The 17,148-nt window shown below is 39.7% G+C and carries 9 protein-coding genes and 1 pseudogene; 7 read left to right on the top strand and 3 right to left on the bottom strand.

Annotation, left to right across the window (positions count from 1 at the left end; genetic code table 11):
- The first annotated feature begins 589 nt into the window (after positions 1–589).
- From IM479_RS05795 to IM479_RS05770, 6 genes are all read left to right on the top strand, one after another.
- Positions 590–1,534 carry an RNA-guided endonuclease InsQ/TnpB family protein gene (locus IM479_RS05795; RefSeq protein WP_287686258.1) on the top strand — a complete coding sequence of 315 codons (945 nt, stop codon included), beginning with the start codon at positions 590–592 and terminating at the stop codon, positions 1,532–1,534.
- Between the two features lie 217 nt (positions 1,535–1,751).
- A complete protein-coding gene (locus IM479_RS05790) occupies positions 1,752–2,117 on the top strand; it encodes a response regulator transcription factor (protein WP_287075593.1) in 366 nt (121 codons plus the stop codon).
- A gap of 91 nt (positions 2,118–2,208) precedes the next feature.
- Positions 2,209–2,739, top strand: a complete 531-nt coding sequence (locus IM479_RS05785) for a chemotaxis protein CheW (RefSeq protein WP_287686257.1) — start codon at positions 2,209–2,211, stop codon at positions 2,737–2,739.
- 89 nt (positions 2,740–2,828) lie between these two features.
- A complete protein-coding gene (locus IM479_RS05780; RefSeq protein WP_287686256.1) occupies positions 2,829–5,495 on the top strand; it encodes a methyl-accepting chemotaxis protein in 2,667 nt (888 codons plus the stop codon).
- Between the two features lie 73 nt (positions 5,496–5,568).
- A complete protein-coding gene (locus tag IM479_RS05775) occupies positions 5,569–6,780 on the top strand; it encodes a glycosyltransferase (RefSeq protein ID WP_287686255.1) in 1,212 nt (403 codons plus the stop codon).
- A 446-nt stretch (positions 6,781–7,226) separates the two neighbouring features.
- The gene (locus tag IM479_RS05770) at positions 7,227–8,564 is read left to right on the top strand and encodes an AAA-like domain-containing protein (RefSeq protein WP_287686254.1); all 1,338 of its coding nucleotides are present in this window, start codon (positions 7,227–7,229) and stop codon (positions 8,562–8,564) included.
- Here IM479_RS05770 and IM479_RS05765 read toward each other — a convergent pair.
- The 3 genes from IM479_RS05765 to IM479_RS05755 all read right to left on the bottom strand — a co-directional run bounded on the left by IM479_RS05765 (position 8,561) and on the right by IM479_RS05755 (position 16,550).
- Positions 8,561–14,347 (bottom strand): AAA family ATPase, encoded by a 5,787-nt coding sequence (locus IM479_RS05765; protein ID WP_287686253.1) that lies wholly within the window; start codon positions 14,345–14,347, stop codon positions 8,561–8,563. The two genes, IM479_RS05770 and IM479_RS05765, sit on opposite strands and share 4 nt — an antisense overlap.
- A gap of 93 nt (positions 14,348–14,440) precedes the next feature.
- Positions 14,441–15,412, bottom strand: coding sequence for a hypothetical protein (locus IM479_RS05760; RefSeq protein WP_287686252.1), 972 nt, complete (start codon positions 15,410–15,412; stop codon positions 14,441–14,443).
- Positions 15,413–15,464: 52 nt separating this feature from the next.
- A complete protein-coding gene (locus tag IM479_RS05755; RefSeq protein WP_287686251.1) occupies positions 15,465–16,550 on the bottom strand; it encodes an amidohydrolase family protein in 1,086 nt (361 codons plus the stop codon).
- A gap of 305 nt (positions 16,551–16,855) precedes the next feature.
- Here IM479_RS05755 and IM479_RS05750 point away from each other — a divergent pair.
- A pseudogene (locus tag IM479_RS05750) lies at positions 16,856–17,009 on the top strand (BrnA antitoxin family protein); the annotation flags it as partial.
- Between the last annotated feature and the right edge of the window lie 139 nt (positions 17,010–17,148).

Genomic DNA, 17,148 nt, shown 5'->3' with positions numbered 1-17,148 from the left:
TTCCCAAATGCGTTTAACCGCTATGGGATAGAGAGGTGCGTAGTTCACCCAAGGAGAATCAATCTCTCGAAGTAAAAGTGAAGGGAATTTCTGAAATGGAATTCAGTCTGTCTATATTTGACTATACTTTTACTAACTATGACGACATTCCCAGACGACCAGCTACTGCTCCAGTCTTCCCCAGTTCCGGCCTTCCCCAAAACCCGATACTTTGTACCTCACGAGTAAGATAAATGCTTCTCCTAGACTAAAAGAAATAGGGTCTATTGGGGGAGATTCCGAGAAATTATGGAAGGAAGCTGCAATGAGATCGAGATTCGCAGTATTTTACTGAGGAATTTCAACTAAAAGCCTAAAATCCTAAACCCCAACACCCTAAAACCTCACACCCAACCCCCAAACCCGAAAAAAAATCTCTTGGCCGGTGGTTTTTAACGGTGGAATTGGGAACGATAGAGATGAAACCCGAAAGGGTTAACTACAGAAACCTAAAACTCTTTAAAGTTACTCACTTCTGTAGCTAGATAACTAAAATAAGTAACTTTTGCCACCGAGAGATTTTAAGAACGTTATCAGGTATAATCAAGACATGAAGCTAGTTGAACGCCATATCATCACCAAATCCGATCCTTGCTGGTCAGAAATAGACCGATATGCTTTTTTGTCAAAAAAATTGTTCAATCTAGCTAACTACCATTATCACCAATATTTCTTTGAAAACTCCCAAAAACTGGGTTTTAATCAACTCTATCATCGGGTATCTAAAACCTCAGATTATTTAGCTTTACCCACGAAAGTGAGCAAGCAGATAATCAGAAGATTAGAGCAAGCTTGGATTAGTTATTTTGCTGCTTTTAAAGCTTGGGAAAAACCCCCTGAAAAATTTTTAGGAGAACCCAAAATTATTAACTATAAGGACAAGACTAAAGGAAAAAACCTGCTGATATATTCTCAGGAATCAATTTATAAAAAACCTTTAAAAGAAGGAATTGGTCACTTGTCTATGAGCGACTTAAAAATGACCACTTCCCGAAGGGAAATAATTGCAGTGAGAATTGTCCCCAAAAGTAGCTGTTATGTCATTGAAATATTATATGAAAGACGGGAGGAAACCACAGATAAACAACAGATAACTGGGGTAGATTTAGGAGTTAATAACTTAATGGCTGTAACTACAAATCAAACAGGTGTAGCACCTCTTTTGGTAAATGGCAGACCCTTAAAAGCGATTAACACCTTCTACAACAAACAACGGTCAAAACAACAAGCTCAATTAAAAGGAATAAAAGTCATAATAACTGAAGAATCCTATACCTCACAATCGAGTGCCTTAGATAGGGATGAGTTACCTAAATATGGTGAAGAGAAACCATTATTTAAGGGAAAAAGGTTAACTAGGGGACTGTATAAAATGGTAACAAATCAGTTGTTAAATGCCGATGTCAATGGGGCATTTAACATCATTAGAAAAGTAATTCCTGATGTCATTGACCAGGGAATAAAGGGTTTGCCGTTTAATCCGCTCCGTGCTTGACCCACTACGAATGACTAAGCTTTCAGACTTTTAAGTAAGTTTGAGTAAGTTTAGTTGAGCGGTGAATCAAGTCCTTGTTTAGAGGGAAACCCCTGATAAATTTCAGATTGCGTTGGAGGCAAAAATGAGAGAAATTTCGGAGCATCCGGTCAACGGGGACTATTATCGGGCATATTTTGCCATTGTTGTTCTTGGCAGCCTAGCTAGGTAGGGAGTTATGAGGGAAATATTGCTGGTAGAAGACAGCCAAGCGCAACGGGAACTGATCTGTGATTTACTCCGCAATAGCGGCATTAAGGTCACGATCGCCACGGATGGGGTGGAAGCCCTCGAACATATTCAGAGAGCCAATCCGGATCTCGTCGTCCTCGATATCGTCATGCCCCGCATGAATGGTTATGAGGTGTGTCGTCGTCTCAAGTCGGATCCAAAAACCAAAAATGTCCCGGTGGTCATTTGTTCCTTGAAAGGGGAAGTCTTTGATCGCTATTGGGGCATGAAAATCGGAGCCGATGCCTACATTGTCAAGCCCTTTGAACCGATTGAGTTCATTTATACCATTAAACAACTGTTGCGCCGATAAAATCGCCCTCACTGGGGACAGTCTAGCTATGGCATAGGTCAAGACAGCTAAAAACGCCGCCCGAATTATTAGTTGCAAGAGAACTAAACTCATGCTTAACAACGCCGATTTTTTTACTGGTAACGCTCAAAATATCGCCCCCGATAATCAGGAATTAAAAACTCCCGTCGGTGAACTGTACTTGCGATTTTATCTACCCTCTCAGGACGAGTTTGCCCTTAGTGCCGTGGGAATTTGCGAGGTAATACAGCAACCACTCGATCGCATTACCCCCATTCCCAATGCTTCACCCTTGCTCCTCGGCACGATCAATCTCCGGGGTCAAGTGATCTGGGTGGCGGATCTCGGGCAATTTTTGGGGGATAGCAGCCGCTTAAACACCGATCGAGCCGAAATTCCGATAATTGCGCTTGAAGAAGAGGAAACGATCCTCGGTTTAGCGGTGGAACGTTTGGGAGATATGGAATGGCTCGACCCAGATCAACTAGGTAGTGCCGCCAGTATTCCCGATCAGATCGCCCCCTATGTGCAGGGAGAGTGGATTCTGGGCCAAGAATCAAAAAAAACCTTAAGACTACTCGATCATCTGGCCATACTCCGTTCTGCCCGTTGGGCGGCTTAAAACCTCAAAAAAATAGCAGAATAGGATTTATAGCAATTCTTTCTTAAAACTACTAACTACTTGATTTAACTTTACTAGGGGAGGGGCAAATGCCGTCAGGGACAGAATACGCAAAACTCTATAGAAAGGCTAACACCGCCTATTGCCAGGGCAACCTTGAGGATGCCGCCGTCATTGTCAAAGAGATGACCAGCAAGTATCCCGAGGATGCCAATGTCATGCTTTTACAGGGTCACATTCATCTAGGACTACAACAATACAGATTGGCTGAGGAACGTTACGAAAAAGTGCTGCAATTGGCTAAAAATTCTCCCAATAGCTCCGATCTAGTCGATTATGCCCAGCGTGGTCTCGATCAGATTCGGCAATTTCGTTTTGAAGCCGAGGAGGGAGATTTTACGATCGCTGCTACGGAAAGCATTGTCTACAGCGAGGCAGCTTTCGATCTAGGTCAAGGTTTTAACCATTCTCGCTCCAGGAAGTCGCAAGGGGCTGACCCCGATGGACAAAATAAAGAGCTGGATTGGAATAGTAGTCTTTTCAATGAGGAGGATCCCGGCGAGCCTACGGTAAGTAAAGTCCATTCCTATGACGATGATTTTGAGGAATCGGAGGAAACCGCCTTTAGTTCCCCTAACCTGGCGGGCACTGGCTCTCACGGTTCCCAGTGGTCTAGCGATTCGGCGGAGGGGGAAGCCCCTTTCCCCTTTTTAGAAGCGGCGGAGATTGACTCGCTGGAGGAAGGGTGGGACGGTGAGCTAGGGTCAACGGGAGAAGCCACTTTTATGGTTTCCTCTGATCTGGGAGGAAATCCCCTCACCGGCAGAGATCAGGAGTTATCCTATAGGGATACCCTAGAAGAAAGCGCTTTTGCCATTGACCCGGAATCGACCCGCCCACAAGGGGCAAAAACTGGCCGAGTCACTCAAAAAAGATACGAGGAGGAAGACACCGGAGATTTTGGGGAACCAGAACTCAATGATGAGGATTTAGACGGTTTTTCCCCACTGGCTCTGACGGATACGGTTGAAGGACTGGGGGACTGGGAGCTATTTACCCTTTCGGGGGGGGAAGCTTTAAGTGGTGGTTTTCTCCCCGAACCCAGTGCGGGCCTTAATGCCAGTTCTGGTGTGGGAGAGCCTAGTTTTAATCCTTCTCGTCTAAAAACCCCCAATGACAAAAGAGATAGTCATCTTACCCATGCTTCCGAGCGCTTGCTCAAGCCAGTGGTGGAAGTCGCTCCGGACAAATTAGGCTTTTTTGTCAACGCTTCTTTAGGCAAAAAACAACTAATCCTAGCGGCTTTAGCGGGTATTACCCCTGTGATCATAATTTTTGCCGTTAGTACCACCTCTTGGCTTTCTACGCTCTTGGCTGCCAAACCAGCCCCGAATAGCCGGGCAAAAACCGAAAAGGTTGCCCCCAAACCAGCCCCAATACCACCAGCACCAGCCAGCCTTTCTCCTTGGAGTCAACCGAAACCAGCAATGATGTTATTAACTGGATTGGGAACCTTTGCCCTGACTTGGCTAGGCCTACAGTTGCTAATTAGTCAGATTAAGCGCAGTCTCAACGATCTGCAAAGCCAATTCGATCATCTCTCGGAAGGTAATTTTAACGCTAAAGCGACGATCTACTCGGAAGATGAATTCGGTCAACTGGCCAATCGTTTCAATCAGATGGCTCACGTGGTGGTAGTTACCACCACGGAAGCCCAACGCCGCGCCGCCGAAACGGAACGGGAACGGGAAGACTTACAACGGCAAGTAATTCGACTTCTCGATGATGTGGAAGGAGCAGCTCGGGGAGATCTGACCGTGGAAGCGGAGGTAAGCGCCGATGTTTTAGGGGCGGTGGCCGATGCTTTTAATTTGACTATCCAAAACCTGCGCGAAATTGTCCGACAGGTGAAAAAAGCGGCAAAACAGGTGAATCAAGGCAGTACCAATAGTGAATCTTTCGCCCGCAATCAGTCTAGCGATGCCCTGCGGATGGCGGAGGAATTGGCCGTCACCCTTAATTCGGTACAGATGATGACCGACTCAATTCAACGGGTGGCAGAAAACGCCAGAGAAGCCGAAGAAGTCGCCCGCACTTCCTCGATTACCGCCCTGAAGGGGGGCGATTCCGTGGAAAGAACCGTGGCGGGAATTCTGCAAATCCGCGAGACCGTATCAGAAACGGCGCGAAAAGTCAAGCGTTTGGCGGAAGCTTCCCAGGAAATCTCGAAAATTGTCGCGGTAGTCTCTCAGATTGCCTCGCGGACCAATTTATTGGCTCTTAATGCCTCGATTCAAGCGGCGCGAGCAGGAGAGGCGGGCCGCGGTTTTGCGGTTGTGGCCGATGAGGTGCGTCAGTTGGCCGATAGAGCCGCTAAATCTCTTAAGGAAATTGAACAGATCGTTTTACAGATTCAATCGGAAACGGGTTCGGTAATGACGGCGATGGAGGAAGGGATTCAACAGGTGATCGATGTCACCGAGCGCTCGGAACAGGCGAAGAAGTCCCTAGAAGATATTATCCAAGTTTCTAACCGCATCGATACGCTGGTGCGATCGATTACCGCCGATACGGTTAAACAACGGGAAAATTCCCTCAATGTCGCCCAAGTTATGCAGTCGGTGGAGTTAACCGCTCAGGAAACTTCCCAAGAATCCCAACGGGTGGCGGGTTCTCTGCAAAAATTGGTGAGTATCTCCCGGGAGCTGCTTTCTTCGGTAGAACGGTTTAAGGTAGACTCAGAGGATGATCGATAATCGGTGAGCGGTAATCGGTGGGTTATTGATTAGCCGCTATCGCTCAAGATTGACCGCTAGAGTGAGTAAAGTTATGCCTAAACTTAGTCTCTGCATGATTGTCAAAAATGAAGCCGAAAATCTCCGGCGCTGTTTGGATAGCGTTAAAGGGGTGGTGGATGAGATGATCGTTATGGATACGGGTTCGACCGATGATACGATTGCTATTGCTCAAAGTTACGGTGCCATAGTTCCTAGCTACGATTGGCGGGGTAATTTTTCCGATGCCAGAAATGAGGCTTTAAAATATGTTACTGGCGATTGGATTTTAGTCCTTGATGCTGATGAGGAATTAAATCCCGCTATCGTAGCGAAAATGCGTCGGGCAATGGAAAAAGAGGAAAATTTAGTGATTAATTTAATCCGCCATGAAATCGGAGCCGTACAATCACCTTATTCTCTAATTTCGCGGCTATTTCGCCGACATCATCAGGTCACTTTTACCCGTCCCTATCACTCAATTATTGATGATAATGTGGCCATTTTATTAAAAAAAGAACCTGGTTGGAAAATAGTTGAACTGCCAGAAATTGCTATCTTTCACTACGGTTACACCGTCGATAAAATAGCCAGCTTAGATAAGTTTGAACGGGCAAGAAAAGCGATGGAGGGTTTTTATCAGCAACATCCCCACGATCCCTATGTGTGTAGTAAATTGGGAGGGTTATATCTGAAGATTGGCAGGGATAAAGAGGGTTTTAAGCTGCTCAAACATGGTTTAAAATGCCATGGCTCTAATCCTCATATTTTATACGAGTTATATTATCATCTCGCTAATTATTATTATTCAGTGGAGGAATTTAAGCAATCAGGCGATCATTTTGTTAAAGCGATTAAGCAGCCAATTTTAGATAAGTTAAAACTGGGTGCCTATAATAATTTTGGTGGGTTATTATACGAAGCAGAAAAATACGAAGCGGCCTTATCTATCTTTGAGAAAACCGTAGAAATTGATCCTAGCTATGCCGATGGTTACTATAATTTAGGACTGGTTCTCAAACAACTGCACCGGCTACCAGAATCGATTAAAGCTTATAAAAAAGCTCTCAAGTTAAACCCCGATAATCCCACTATTTACCAAAATCTAGGGGTTGCTTATATAGTTTTCGGTAGTTATAATGAGGCGATCGAGATTTGGCAAAAAGGCCTACAATTATTGAAAGATCAGGGTAATTTCTCTCGCGCTGAAATGCTGCAAGAAACCCTAGAAGCTCTGGGAGCAAGTGTATTGAGGGATGAACAGTAACTGTTCACCGTTGTTGCGAAGATTGGGAGCAGCCACTGTACTAAAATTCTCAATAGGCAGTTTAAATGCAGTACATCTGATTGCTAAAACCCTGTCTAGTCAAATCCTGTGAGGATTTTTCCGAATTAATTCTTAATAGGATTATCGAGGAGTTAGACGCTGAAGACTTAGGGTTTTTGATAGAAATCATCAAGAGATAATTGCTGCCGTGTAATTGACCTTGACAAGAAATGCTATAATTTCCTAGCAAGGGGGGAATTTAATCCCTCTCAGGGTTGCCATCGCACAATTTTGTCGGTTGCTGGTTCTCGTCAGCTTGTTTGTCAAATATACCAATTCTAGTTTGAATCGGTGCTGTTATGTCAAGATTCAATATTTCTGGCTGCAACGGAACTGGAAAATCAAACAATCTATTTCTTCAAATCTTCTTACCTTAGACAAAAATAATGAAATTCGAGGAAATCCAAGAGATTCTTAATCGGCAACTGCTCAAGCTTGAGAATCGCTGTCTCAATGACACAGAACAATTATTGTTGCGAGGACTTTGGCAGAAAAAAACCTATCAAGAAATTGCCCAAGAAAATGGTTATAGTAGCAGCTATCTTGCCAATGTAGTTGCCCCAGCACTCTATGATAGACTCTCGCAACTGATCGGTTCTCCGATCAATAAGAAAAATTTTTTATCTAGACTACAATCTCATTTTACCAACTCCACATCGCTTCAGTATTGCGGTAATGAATATCCCCAGAATGAGCGTCCAGAATACCCCGATGCTCCTGTTCCCTATAATTCTTATTATTATCTAAAACGAACAAAACTTGAAGCAAAAATTATCGAAGAAATCGGTCAATCTGGGGCGTTAGTACGCATTAAAGCGCCCAAAAAATGGGGAAAAACGTCTTTATTATTAACGATTTTAGAGGCTTGTCAACAACAATTCGGTTATCGAGTTGTTAGGTTAGATTTACAACAAGCAGACCAAGACATTATAGCAAATTTTAACAAGTTCTTACGCTGGATTTGCCGTAATTGCGCTCGGCAGTTGAATTTAGAAGCCAAATTAGATGATTATTGGGATGAAGATATAGGAATTAAAATGAGTTGGACAATTTATTTTGAAGAGTATATTTTACGAGAAATAAAACAGCCAGTGGTATTGGCTTTAGATGGAGTGCATCGAGTCTTTGAACATCCGAAAGTAGCGGAAGATTTTTTACCTTTAATCAGAGCTTGTTATGAAGAATCTAAGCGATCTCCCCTGTGGCAGAAATTACGTTTAATTATTGTTCAATCCACAGAATCTTATGTTTCTCTGCGATTAGAACAGTCTCCTTTTAATGTGGGATTACCCATAGAGTTACAGGGTTTTGATCAAGAACAAGTGGCAGAATTGGCAAAAAAATATCAATTAAATGAATTAGCAACCAACGAAATTCAACAATTGATCGACTTAGTAGGGGGACATCCTGCCTTGATTCATTTAGCGATTTATCATCTTAGCCAAGAGCAAATAACGATGCCAGATTTAATCAAATCAGCAATTACATCAACGGGGATTTATTCCTCTCATTTACAGCTGCACTGGGTCACTTTACAAAAACAACCCGAACTTGCCGATGTTTTTCAACAGATTTGTCAAGGGAATCAACCAATTATACTCGATCCAATTATTGCTTATAAACTTAATAGTATGGGTTTAATTAAACTCAGGGAAAATCAAGCAATTGTCAGTTGTCAGTTGTATCAAAAGTACTTTAGAAGTCAATATACTGGTTCAGTTTAAGACAGCGATCGCTCAAGCCAATCAGTATTAAATATCGTCTGATAAATGCGATTATGAACGTCCATTTTACCATGGCGTTTTACCACTAATCCAGATAAAAATAACTCAGGTAAATAGGGATTGTTATCAATCTGTATTGCTTCTTGATGCAGGATTTGTCGATACAAGGTTAATAATTGGGGTCGGTTTGGACTTTGAAGAAGGCGATCTTGAATGGTTTTTAAATGTTCGGGTTGATCCTGCATCTCCCAATCTTGAATAATTTTTTCTGCTACTAACTGAGCTAACCATTGTTCTTCTTGATTAGAGGGGATTGGCTGCTCACTATCCCGCATCAGTTGACAGAGTTTTTGAGTTAAGAAAGGTTGCCCTCCCGTCCAGCTTAAGACTTGTTTGAGCATTGTCTGAAGATTACTGACTTTTTCTGTTAACCCATATAATAAAGGTTGGGCTTCGTGTTCTTTAAAACTTGCTAATTCAATAGCGTTACCAATATTAAAAGGTGTTTTCTGGGGGTCAGTAATTAAAGCTGAAGGTGTGGTAGCACCAAAAAAGGCAAAAGTTAGCTCTTGAAATTGAGGTCGAATCGCTCTCTGGTTATAAAAAGAACGAATTAAAGCAAAAAAGTCAGAGACATCAAATTTTAACCCTAAAATGCTATCAATTTCATCAATAAATATAACAGTCGATTGTCTAGATTGCCGCTGATTAAAATCGTCATTAATTAGAAGAAAATTTTCTATAAATTGTCCTAATCGTTGTACAGGAGGCAGGTCTAATTGTTCACTCCACCAAGCTTTAAAAGTTTTCAATTGTTTGATTAATCCAAAACTGCGGAGCAGATCAACGGCTAATCCTTTATACCATTGTTCGGGGGTAATATTGTCTGTTCCTAGGCGAGTTAAGTCAATGACTGCACATTTAATTCCCTCCTTTTGTAATTGGCTCATCATCCGTACCATTAAGCTAGATTTTCCCATTTGACGTGCATTTAAAACATAGCAAAATAGACCTTGTTTGAGAGCTTTATAAAGATTGCGATCGGCTTGTCGAACCACATAATTTGGTGCATCCATCGGTAAACTTCCCCCCACTTGATAGACAAATTTGGGGGGTTGTTCAGCACTTTTAAGCAGGTCATTTTCAAAGATAAGTTCTGCTTGAGTTGCTTTCAGTACCTCTAAAGTATTTGTGAGTTCTTTAGTGCGTTCTTGCACTCTTTGTTCTAAGTTTTGATAGAGTCTGGAGTTATCAATAGAGATAGCAGCTTGAGCCGCTAAAATGTTTAATAGTTCTACTCTTTCATCAGTAAATGCACCTGTGGTTAGATTATTTTCTAAATAAACAATTCCTTTTATTTGACCTTGATTGAGTAAAGGGGTACAAAGAATGGATTTAGTTTGTTTTGCAACAATGTAAGGATCAGTTGTAAATTGACCTGATGAAGTGGCATCGTTTACAACGATAGTTTCTTTTGTGCGAGCCACATAATAAATAATTTTAGTGGGTAAAAGAGGAATTGAGTTATCATGGTCGATAGATTCTATGGGAATTGACTGTAAGATATTAATAGTTTCTTGATCAATTGTGCCTTGAGCTTCAATAACCCAATTTTCTTCCTTTTCTAAAATCAGACAACCTTTCTGAGCTCCTGCATTTTCAATGACAATTTTCATTAAATTTGTTAGGAGATTTTCCAGTTTAATTTCTCCAGAAATTGCTTGCGAGGCTTTGAGAATAGTGGTTAAATCAAGAACTTCTCCATCATTTCCAGTGGTAGAGATAGTGGTACTTAATCCCTTAGATTTGTTTTGATTGCTGATGCCTAATAAATATTGAGGGTATTCTTCTTCTAATTGTTTAACTTTAGCTTTTGCACCCCAACGAATATAACAATGATAAGCATTTCTGAGGTATAATTTCCCGATTTCTTCTCTACCTAAAGTAAAATAAAATTCAGAGGCACGTTCGTAAGCTAAAGCCTCTTCATGGATAAATTCATATTTTTTTGCTCCTTGAATTGCTTTTTCATAAAATTCTTGAGCTTCCCAGTTTTGACCTAAGACTCTGGCTTTTTCTGCTTCAACTAAATCATATTTATGTTGAAAATTGGCTTGACAATGACTTGCCCATTTTGCCATATTTTTCTGATGTTTTGCAACTTTATTCAATGACTCCTGTTGTTGATTATGATCGCAGTTAGGATAGTGAGCTAAGAAGCTCAAAGAAAAGTAAAAATTATGTTGTGCTTTGAATAGGGCTGCACCGCTTGTTACTGCTACATATTTTTCTGTATGTTGACTGTTTTCTAAGGATTCAGAAAAGGCTTTAAAAATATAACAATTAAGCATTTTACCGAAATAATAAATAAAGAGCAGCCATTGATTATTTTGATCAAGATATTCTTGGAGATGTTTATCTTCTTCCTCTTGAGAAGTTCCTAGCAATAAAAAATCTTGATGGTGATCAATATCTCGGACATTTTTAGCAGTATTTGTCAAAATAACTAAGAATTTATGAGAATACTCTTGATTAAGTTTTTCCACAAAATGAATGTATTTTTCACAATCTCGTTCTACTTCTTCTAACTGGCATCCTCCCAAAAATTTGATAGCACAATAGGCTTGAGCAAGAAAACCACAATATTTATTGTGTTCTACATCTACTCCTTGTTGTAAACCCTCCAATAGTTTTTCTTGGAGGACTGGATGATTAATAGGATTTTTCCAACACCACACATAGGCATAATACAAAAAGAAGACCTGTGGTTTTGATAGTAAATTATTATATTTTTCTAGTAATTTAACAGCCAGTTTGCCAAAATTATAACCATACTCAATTTCTTCCATGACTCCACATAAAAGCATTCCATAATAACTATAAATAACATCGGCTTGCGGGGGAGTTCCATGTTTAATACAAAGATAAGATAAAATTAATACTAATTCCATAAATAGAGAAAAATTAATTACATTTGCAGCCGATAGTATGGAAAGCATTATTGTTATTGATGCTAATTTTTTTGAGTCGGCTATCATTGTTTTATCGGCTAATTTTTCAATTGATTGATTTTTTAATAGCAATTTTATGGATTTATGTCGGTTACTAATTCTTTTTTTAATTTCATTTTCTTCTAGAGAAATTTTGATACCTAGTTTTGGCAAAATCTTGAGAGCAATATCTATCGCTTTTTGAGGTTGAAATATGGTAAAGTGGTAGGTAATTTGTATTTCATATACTCTGAGTTGATCAAATATGTTTTTAGCCCTATTCAAGACGGTAGCCGATAATTCCTCGATTTTGGCAAATTGAGTATTTAAGTAAAGAGCTTCTAAGGTTTCGACATGAAGTTCTAGCGTTGATTGATAATCCGTTTTCCAGCTATCCAATGCTAACAATTCTAAGCCCTTTTCTAAATATCTTAAAGCCGAGTCGTATGCCGTTGATGCTTTGGCTTTTCTACCCGCTTGAAGATTTAAGTTAGCCAGTTCGTTTTTTTCTGATTGCTCAGTAATTAATATGGCTCCCTCATTAAGCTGATTAACAATATCAAAAATTTTATCTTGTAGCTGATGAGCTTGATAATTTTCTAATAAAATACGTCCTATTTGCCGATGAAAATATTTTTTTTCTTCTTCAGAAATGAGAGAGTAAGCCGCTTGTTGCACTCGGTCATGTAAAAATCGATAGTAAATATCGGCGGAATAGTTAAAAGCATCTTGTTGTCGATTATTTGATAAGTCTTCTGCATTCCATAGTAGAGGAATCTTATAATTTTTGTCTAAGGGAATAACTAAGCCTTCATCTAGGGCAAACTGTAGTTCTTGAGCGGTAATAATTGCAGATTTTTGATTAATAATAGCAAGAATTTCTAAATTAAATTGATTGCCAATACAAGCCGCTGGTTTGAGAACTTGTTGAGTTTCTTGGGATAATTTCTCAATGTTATCCACCATTAAATCAACTATATTATCAGTTATAGATACACTTTCAATCTGTTGTATATTCCATTGCCAATAAACTGTTTTTTTATGTTTTTGCTTCTTGAAATCTAAATTTTCACCAATAAATAACAATTTTCTATCGTAAAGAGAATAAAGCAACTGTGTTAAGAAAAAAGGATTTCCGTTGGTTTTTCTGTTGAGCAAATCCCCTAAAGGTTTAGCTAATTCTCTAGAACAATTGAGGGTATCAGCAATTAACTGATTAATCTCTCTACTTTTTAAAGGAGAAAGAGAGAAGGTATTAATTGTTTTTTGAGCTTGATTAATTTTGTCTAAAGTGTGCATTAGTGGATGAGTTGGTTCCACTTCATTGTCTCGATAAGCACCAATTAGGAGAAAATAGTTAATATCTGGATCTGAGATTAATTGCTCAATTAGATTTAGAGAAGATAAATCTGACCATTGTAAATCATCAATAAAAACAACTAGGGGATGTTCTGGTTGACACAAAATCCTGAGAAAACGCTTAAAAAATAAGTTAAAGCGATTTTGACTTTCTGTTTTATCCAGTTGTTCTACAGGAGGTTGTTGACCAATAATTTTTTCGAGTTCAGGGATTACATCAATAATAATTTGGCCATTATTTCCTAACGCCTCTAAAATTTTGTCTTTATACTTATTAAGGTGTTTTTCTGGTTCACTTAACAACTGTTTTACTAAATCTTGTAAAGCTTGAGTAATGGCTGAGTAGGGAATATCTCGCTGTAGTTGGTCAAATTTACCCTTAATAATTCGTCCCCGTTTACCTGTGATTGGTTTGTAAATTTCATTAACCAAAGCTGTTTTACCAATACCAGAATAACCCGAAATTAATATCAATTCCGATGATCCTTGACTGACTTTTTCAAAAATGTTTAGGAGTTTTTGAACTTCTAATTCTCGACCATAGAGTTTTTGCGGAATCTGAAATTTTTCTGGAAGATCCCGACTTCCTAAAGGAAATAGCTCAATCTGTTCCCCTCTTTTGAGTTGATTGAGACAAATTTCTAAATCATTTTTAATTCCCCAAGCACTCTGATATCTTTCTTCTGGGGTTTTTGCTAATAGTTTTTTGATAATATTAGACACAGCCAAGGGAAGGTCTGGAATCAGTTCGTGTAGGGGTAAAGGGTCTTGAGCAATATGACAATGAACTAACTCCATTGGGTCTGTAGTTTCAAAAGGAATTCTGTGGGTTAAAAGTTCATAAAAAGTGACTCCAAGAGCATAAAAATCACTACGATAGTCAAGTCCACGATTCATTCTTCCTGTTTGTTCAGGGGCAATATAAGCTAACGTTCCTTCTAATTGATAGGGAGAAATAACGCTGATAAATTCTTGAGATAACTGGCTAGAAATACCAAAATCAATAACTTTAAGTTGTTCGGTTTTGGGGTTATAGACAATATTAGAAGGGTTAATGTCTTTGTGAATAATATTAGCTTTATGAATAACACCCAAAGCTTCAGTAATCTTAAGGGCAATTTTTAAAAATTCTTCTAAGTTGAATGGACTTTGATCTAGTATTGACTTTAAAGATTGACCGCCAAAGTCTTCTAAAAGTATGACTAAACTGTTCTCATATCTCTGTAACTCATAAGCTTTAATAATATTATCGACATTAAAAGAGCGAGTGATCTGGTATTCTTGTTGATAGCGAGTGAGTTCCAATGGCGTTGGGTAATTTTCTTTGAGAATTTTAAGGATAATTGGTTTATGATTAGCCTGAAGAACACCTCGATAAACTAAGGAGTTAGCACTTTCGTAGAGTTTTTCGATGATTTGATATTTTGTTTCCATGAGCCTATTCTAGGTAGGCAGGAAAATCAAGCTGATCAATTTTCCTCACTGCTTGATTCCCTGACCAATTTTCTTAATTAAAATTCGAGATAATTACAAGCAACTGAGAGGTATATAAGGTGAAGGGGGATAAACATACTTCAATTTGTGATTCTTCCAGTCATCACTATCTTTGCTCGGATAAAACGGGTAAGAACCATCATGATCATTTGCCTTTGCCCAAGTTGCAATGTCAGATTGGCTAACATTAAATTCACTGGGTCTGGGAGGATAAGGGATAGTTATTTTATTGGCTGGGAGTGTTGAGTTTTGCCCTGTATGAACAAGTTCTGTCGTAATGCCATGAAAAAGCTCCCAAGCCACATCAACGCCGTATTCAAAAATTAGCTGATAGATACTAGCAATTGGCTCCCAAATACTGGCAAATTGACCATTTTTATCTTTATAAAAAGCTTGTCCACATAACAAAAGAGCCAGAGCGATAAAGTCATAACTTATATGTGATGGCGGAATTAACCAACTATATTCACTGGGAATTGTTTGACTATTTCCTAATAGTTTTCTGGACAAATCGATCTCAGTTATAACTTTGGTTTGTTGGAGAGTTTCATCAAGCCAACAAGTAGGCAGCTTTTGGTTAGGAAATTTCAAAATTTCTCTGACCAATTTCACTTTTGTTTTCATTTCATCTGGTATATTTTCTGGCTCAAGCCATGTATAAGCAATCATCTGAGATAGCTTCCGTGTTTGTAATAAAAAATGAACGGTACTCGATTCCGTTTGAGCTAAAGGATCCTTAGGTTGATCTTTACCTGATGGGCAAAAGCTTGGGTCAACCTTAGCTCCTGAGCTAGGAAAACTTGAGCAATCTAAATTATATTTTGTTTGTAAAGCTTCCTTAGTTCCATAGACTAATTTAGGGGTGTCTTCATTTTCAAAAATAAGTAGCTGAAAATAGTATTGATTGTATTGATCGCCATTGATCGATTTTGGTTCTTGTCCAATCTTTCTAGACAAATTTGATTGTAAATTTTGAACATAACTGCGAGTAAAGACCTGTGCCATTGGTGAATTCCTCCTGGGAGTTAGTTAATAAATTTGATTTTACTGTAAAAACTCAGACTGAGCCATAAAAACGGGTAGGATTGTACGCAAGTATCTTTTCCACTGTTTCTTTAGCTAAATCTTTCTCAAGCTGAACTATTTGACTAACAATATCGGGCTTATGATCCATGTGTGGATAATCTGAGCCAAAGATAATATTATCACTGCCAATATAGTCTATAAGCTGAGATAGATAGGGTTCAGAGGGGTCAACGGCAATAAAGCATTGACGGCGAAAATACTCTGATGGCATTAATCTTACCCGATCTTTGACCTCCCAAGGTGTAACTTGATACTCTTCGTCAAGTCTCCATAACCAATAGGGTAGCCAACCGCAGCCCGACTCTAAAAATCCGATTCTTAGCTTAGGATGACGTTCTAACACCCCTCCTTCTATTAAGGCTAACAGTGCCATCATCTGCTCCATGGGGTGAGAACAAGCATGAAGGGCAAAACGGGTGTGAAATCGATCGGCGCCGGTGGTGGGTAAACGACTCCAATGTCCCTCATGAATTCCTACAGCCATGTCCAAATCCTCGCAGGCCGCCCAAAAGGGTTCGTATGCCGGATCGCTCAAAATTCTGCCTTTAACGGGGTTAGGACGCAAAAAAACCGCCTTCCAGCCCAAGTTTGCGCTGCGGTGTAGCTCTTTGACCATGTCTTCGGGATCATGTTGATTGACTGCAGCGACTCCTTTCAGTCTAGCCGGGTCATAGCTACAAAATTCTTCATATAACCATGTATTGTAAGCACGGACAAAAGCCCCCATCACTTCGGCGGGTAGGCTATCAATGGCAAATAACCACAGTCCGTAATTAGGATAAATAAAAGCCACATCTATGCCCATTTGTACCATTGCTTGAACATGGGACTCTGGGTTATAGCGGTTGAGATAAGCGCGGGGATGAGCTTGCATCATCTGCTTATTCCCTTCTTTTTGGACTTGTGGGGAGATTTTTTGACTAATCGGTTCTCCTTTGATTTTCATGTCAGCAGAAGGAGCAAATTCCCTAAATTTAGGTTCTAGGTATTGGCCCCACATTGCGGGGGGTTCAATGACATGGGAATCAGCATCAATAATTTTGTACCCGTTGAGCATAGCGATTTTTCGGCAATTTTCTACCTAAATTATATTTGATTGGGAAAAAGCGATCGCTTTTTTATTCTTTCTTTTCGTCTCCTGGAACTCCATGGATTGATTGGGTTAAACTTGATATAGCACTTTATTAAACTTAACGAATGGAAGCGATTGAATTTAAGACGATTCTTCATCATGGTACAGTTGTCATTCCCCCTCAATATTCCTCTAAGTGCGAAGGTAAGGCGATTCGTGTGATATTTTGCGGGGTGAAGTCATTCCCTTGATTTCCGCTCGTCGTGCTACAAAACAAGAGAGAAAAACTTATGAGAAAGGAATATGATTTTTCTAAAGGAAAACGAGGGGCGCTCATTTCCTCTCAGGGAAAAACACGCATTACCATTTATCTAGATGATGAGATTCTAGCTTATTTTCGAGAACAGGCAGCAAACCGCAGGAATGGGTTATCAAACCCTAATTAGGGTTTGCTGAATAAATCTAAAAACCTTATCCAACAAGGTTTTTAGACTTTTTTTCCCTCAAAAAGTGCCGACCCTTGGAGTGATTGGGGGGAAAATTCAGGGACTTTTTCCCTGAAAATTAGGTAATTGACCACCTG

Origin of the sequence: Microcystis sp. M165S2 (assembly GCF_020245885.1) — a bacterium.
Classification (GTDB): domain Bacteria; phylum Cyanobacteriota; class Cyanobacteriia; order Cyanobacteriales; family Microcystaceae; genus Microcystis.
This window is presented reverse-complemented; position numbering and strand designations above follow the sequence as displayed.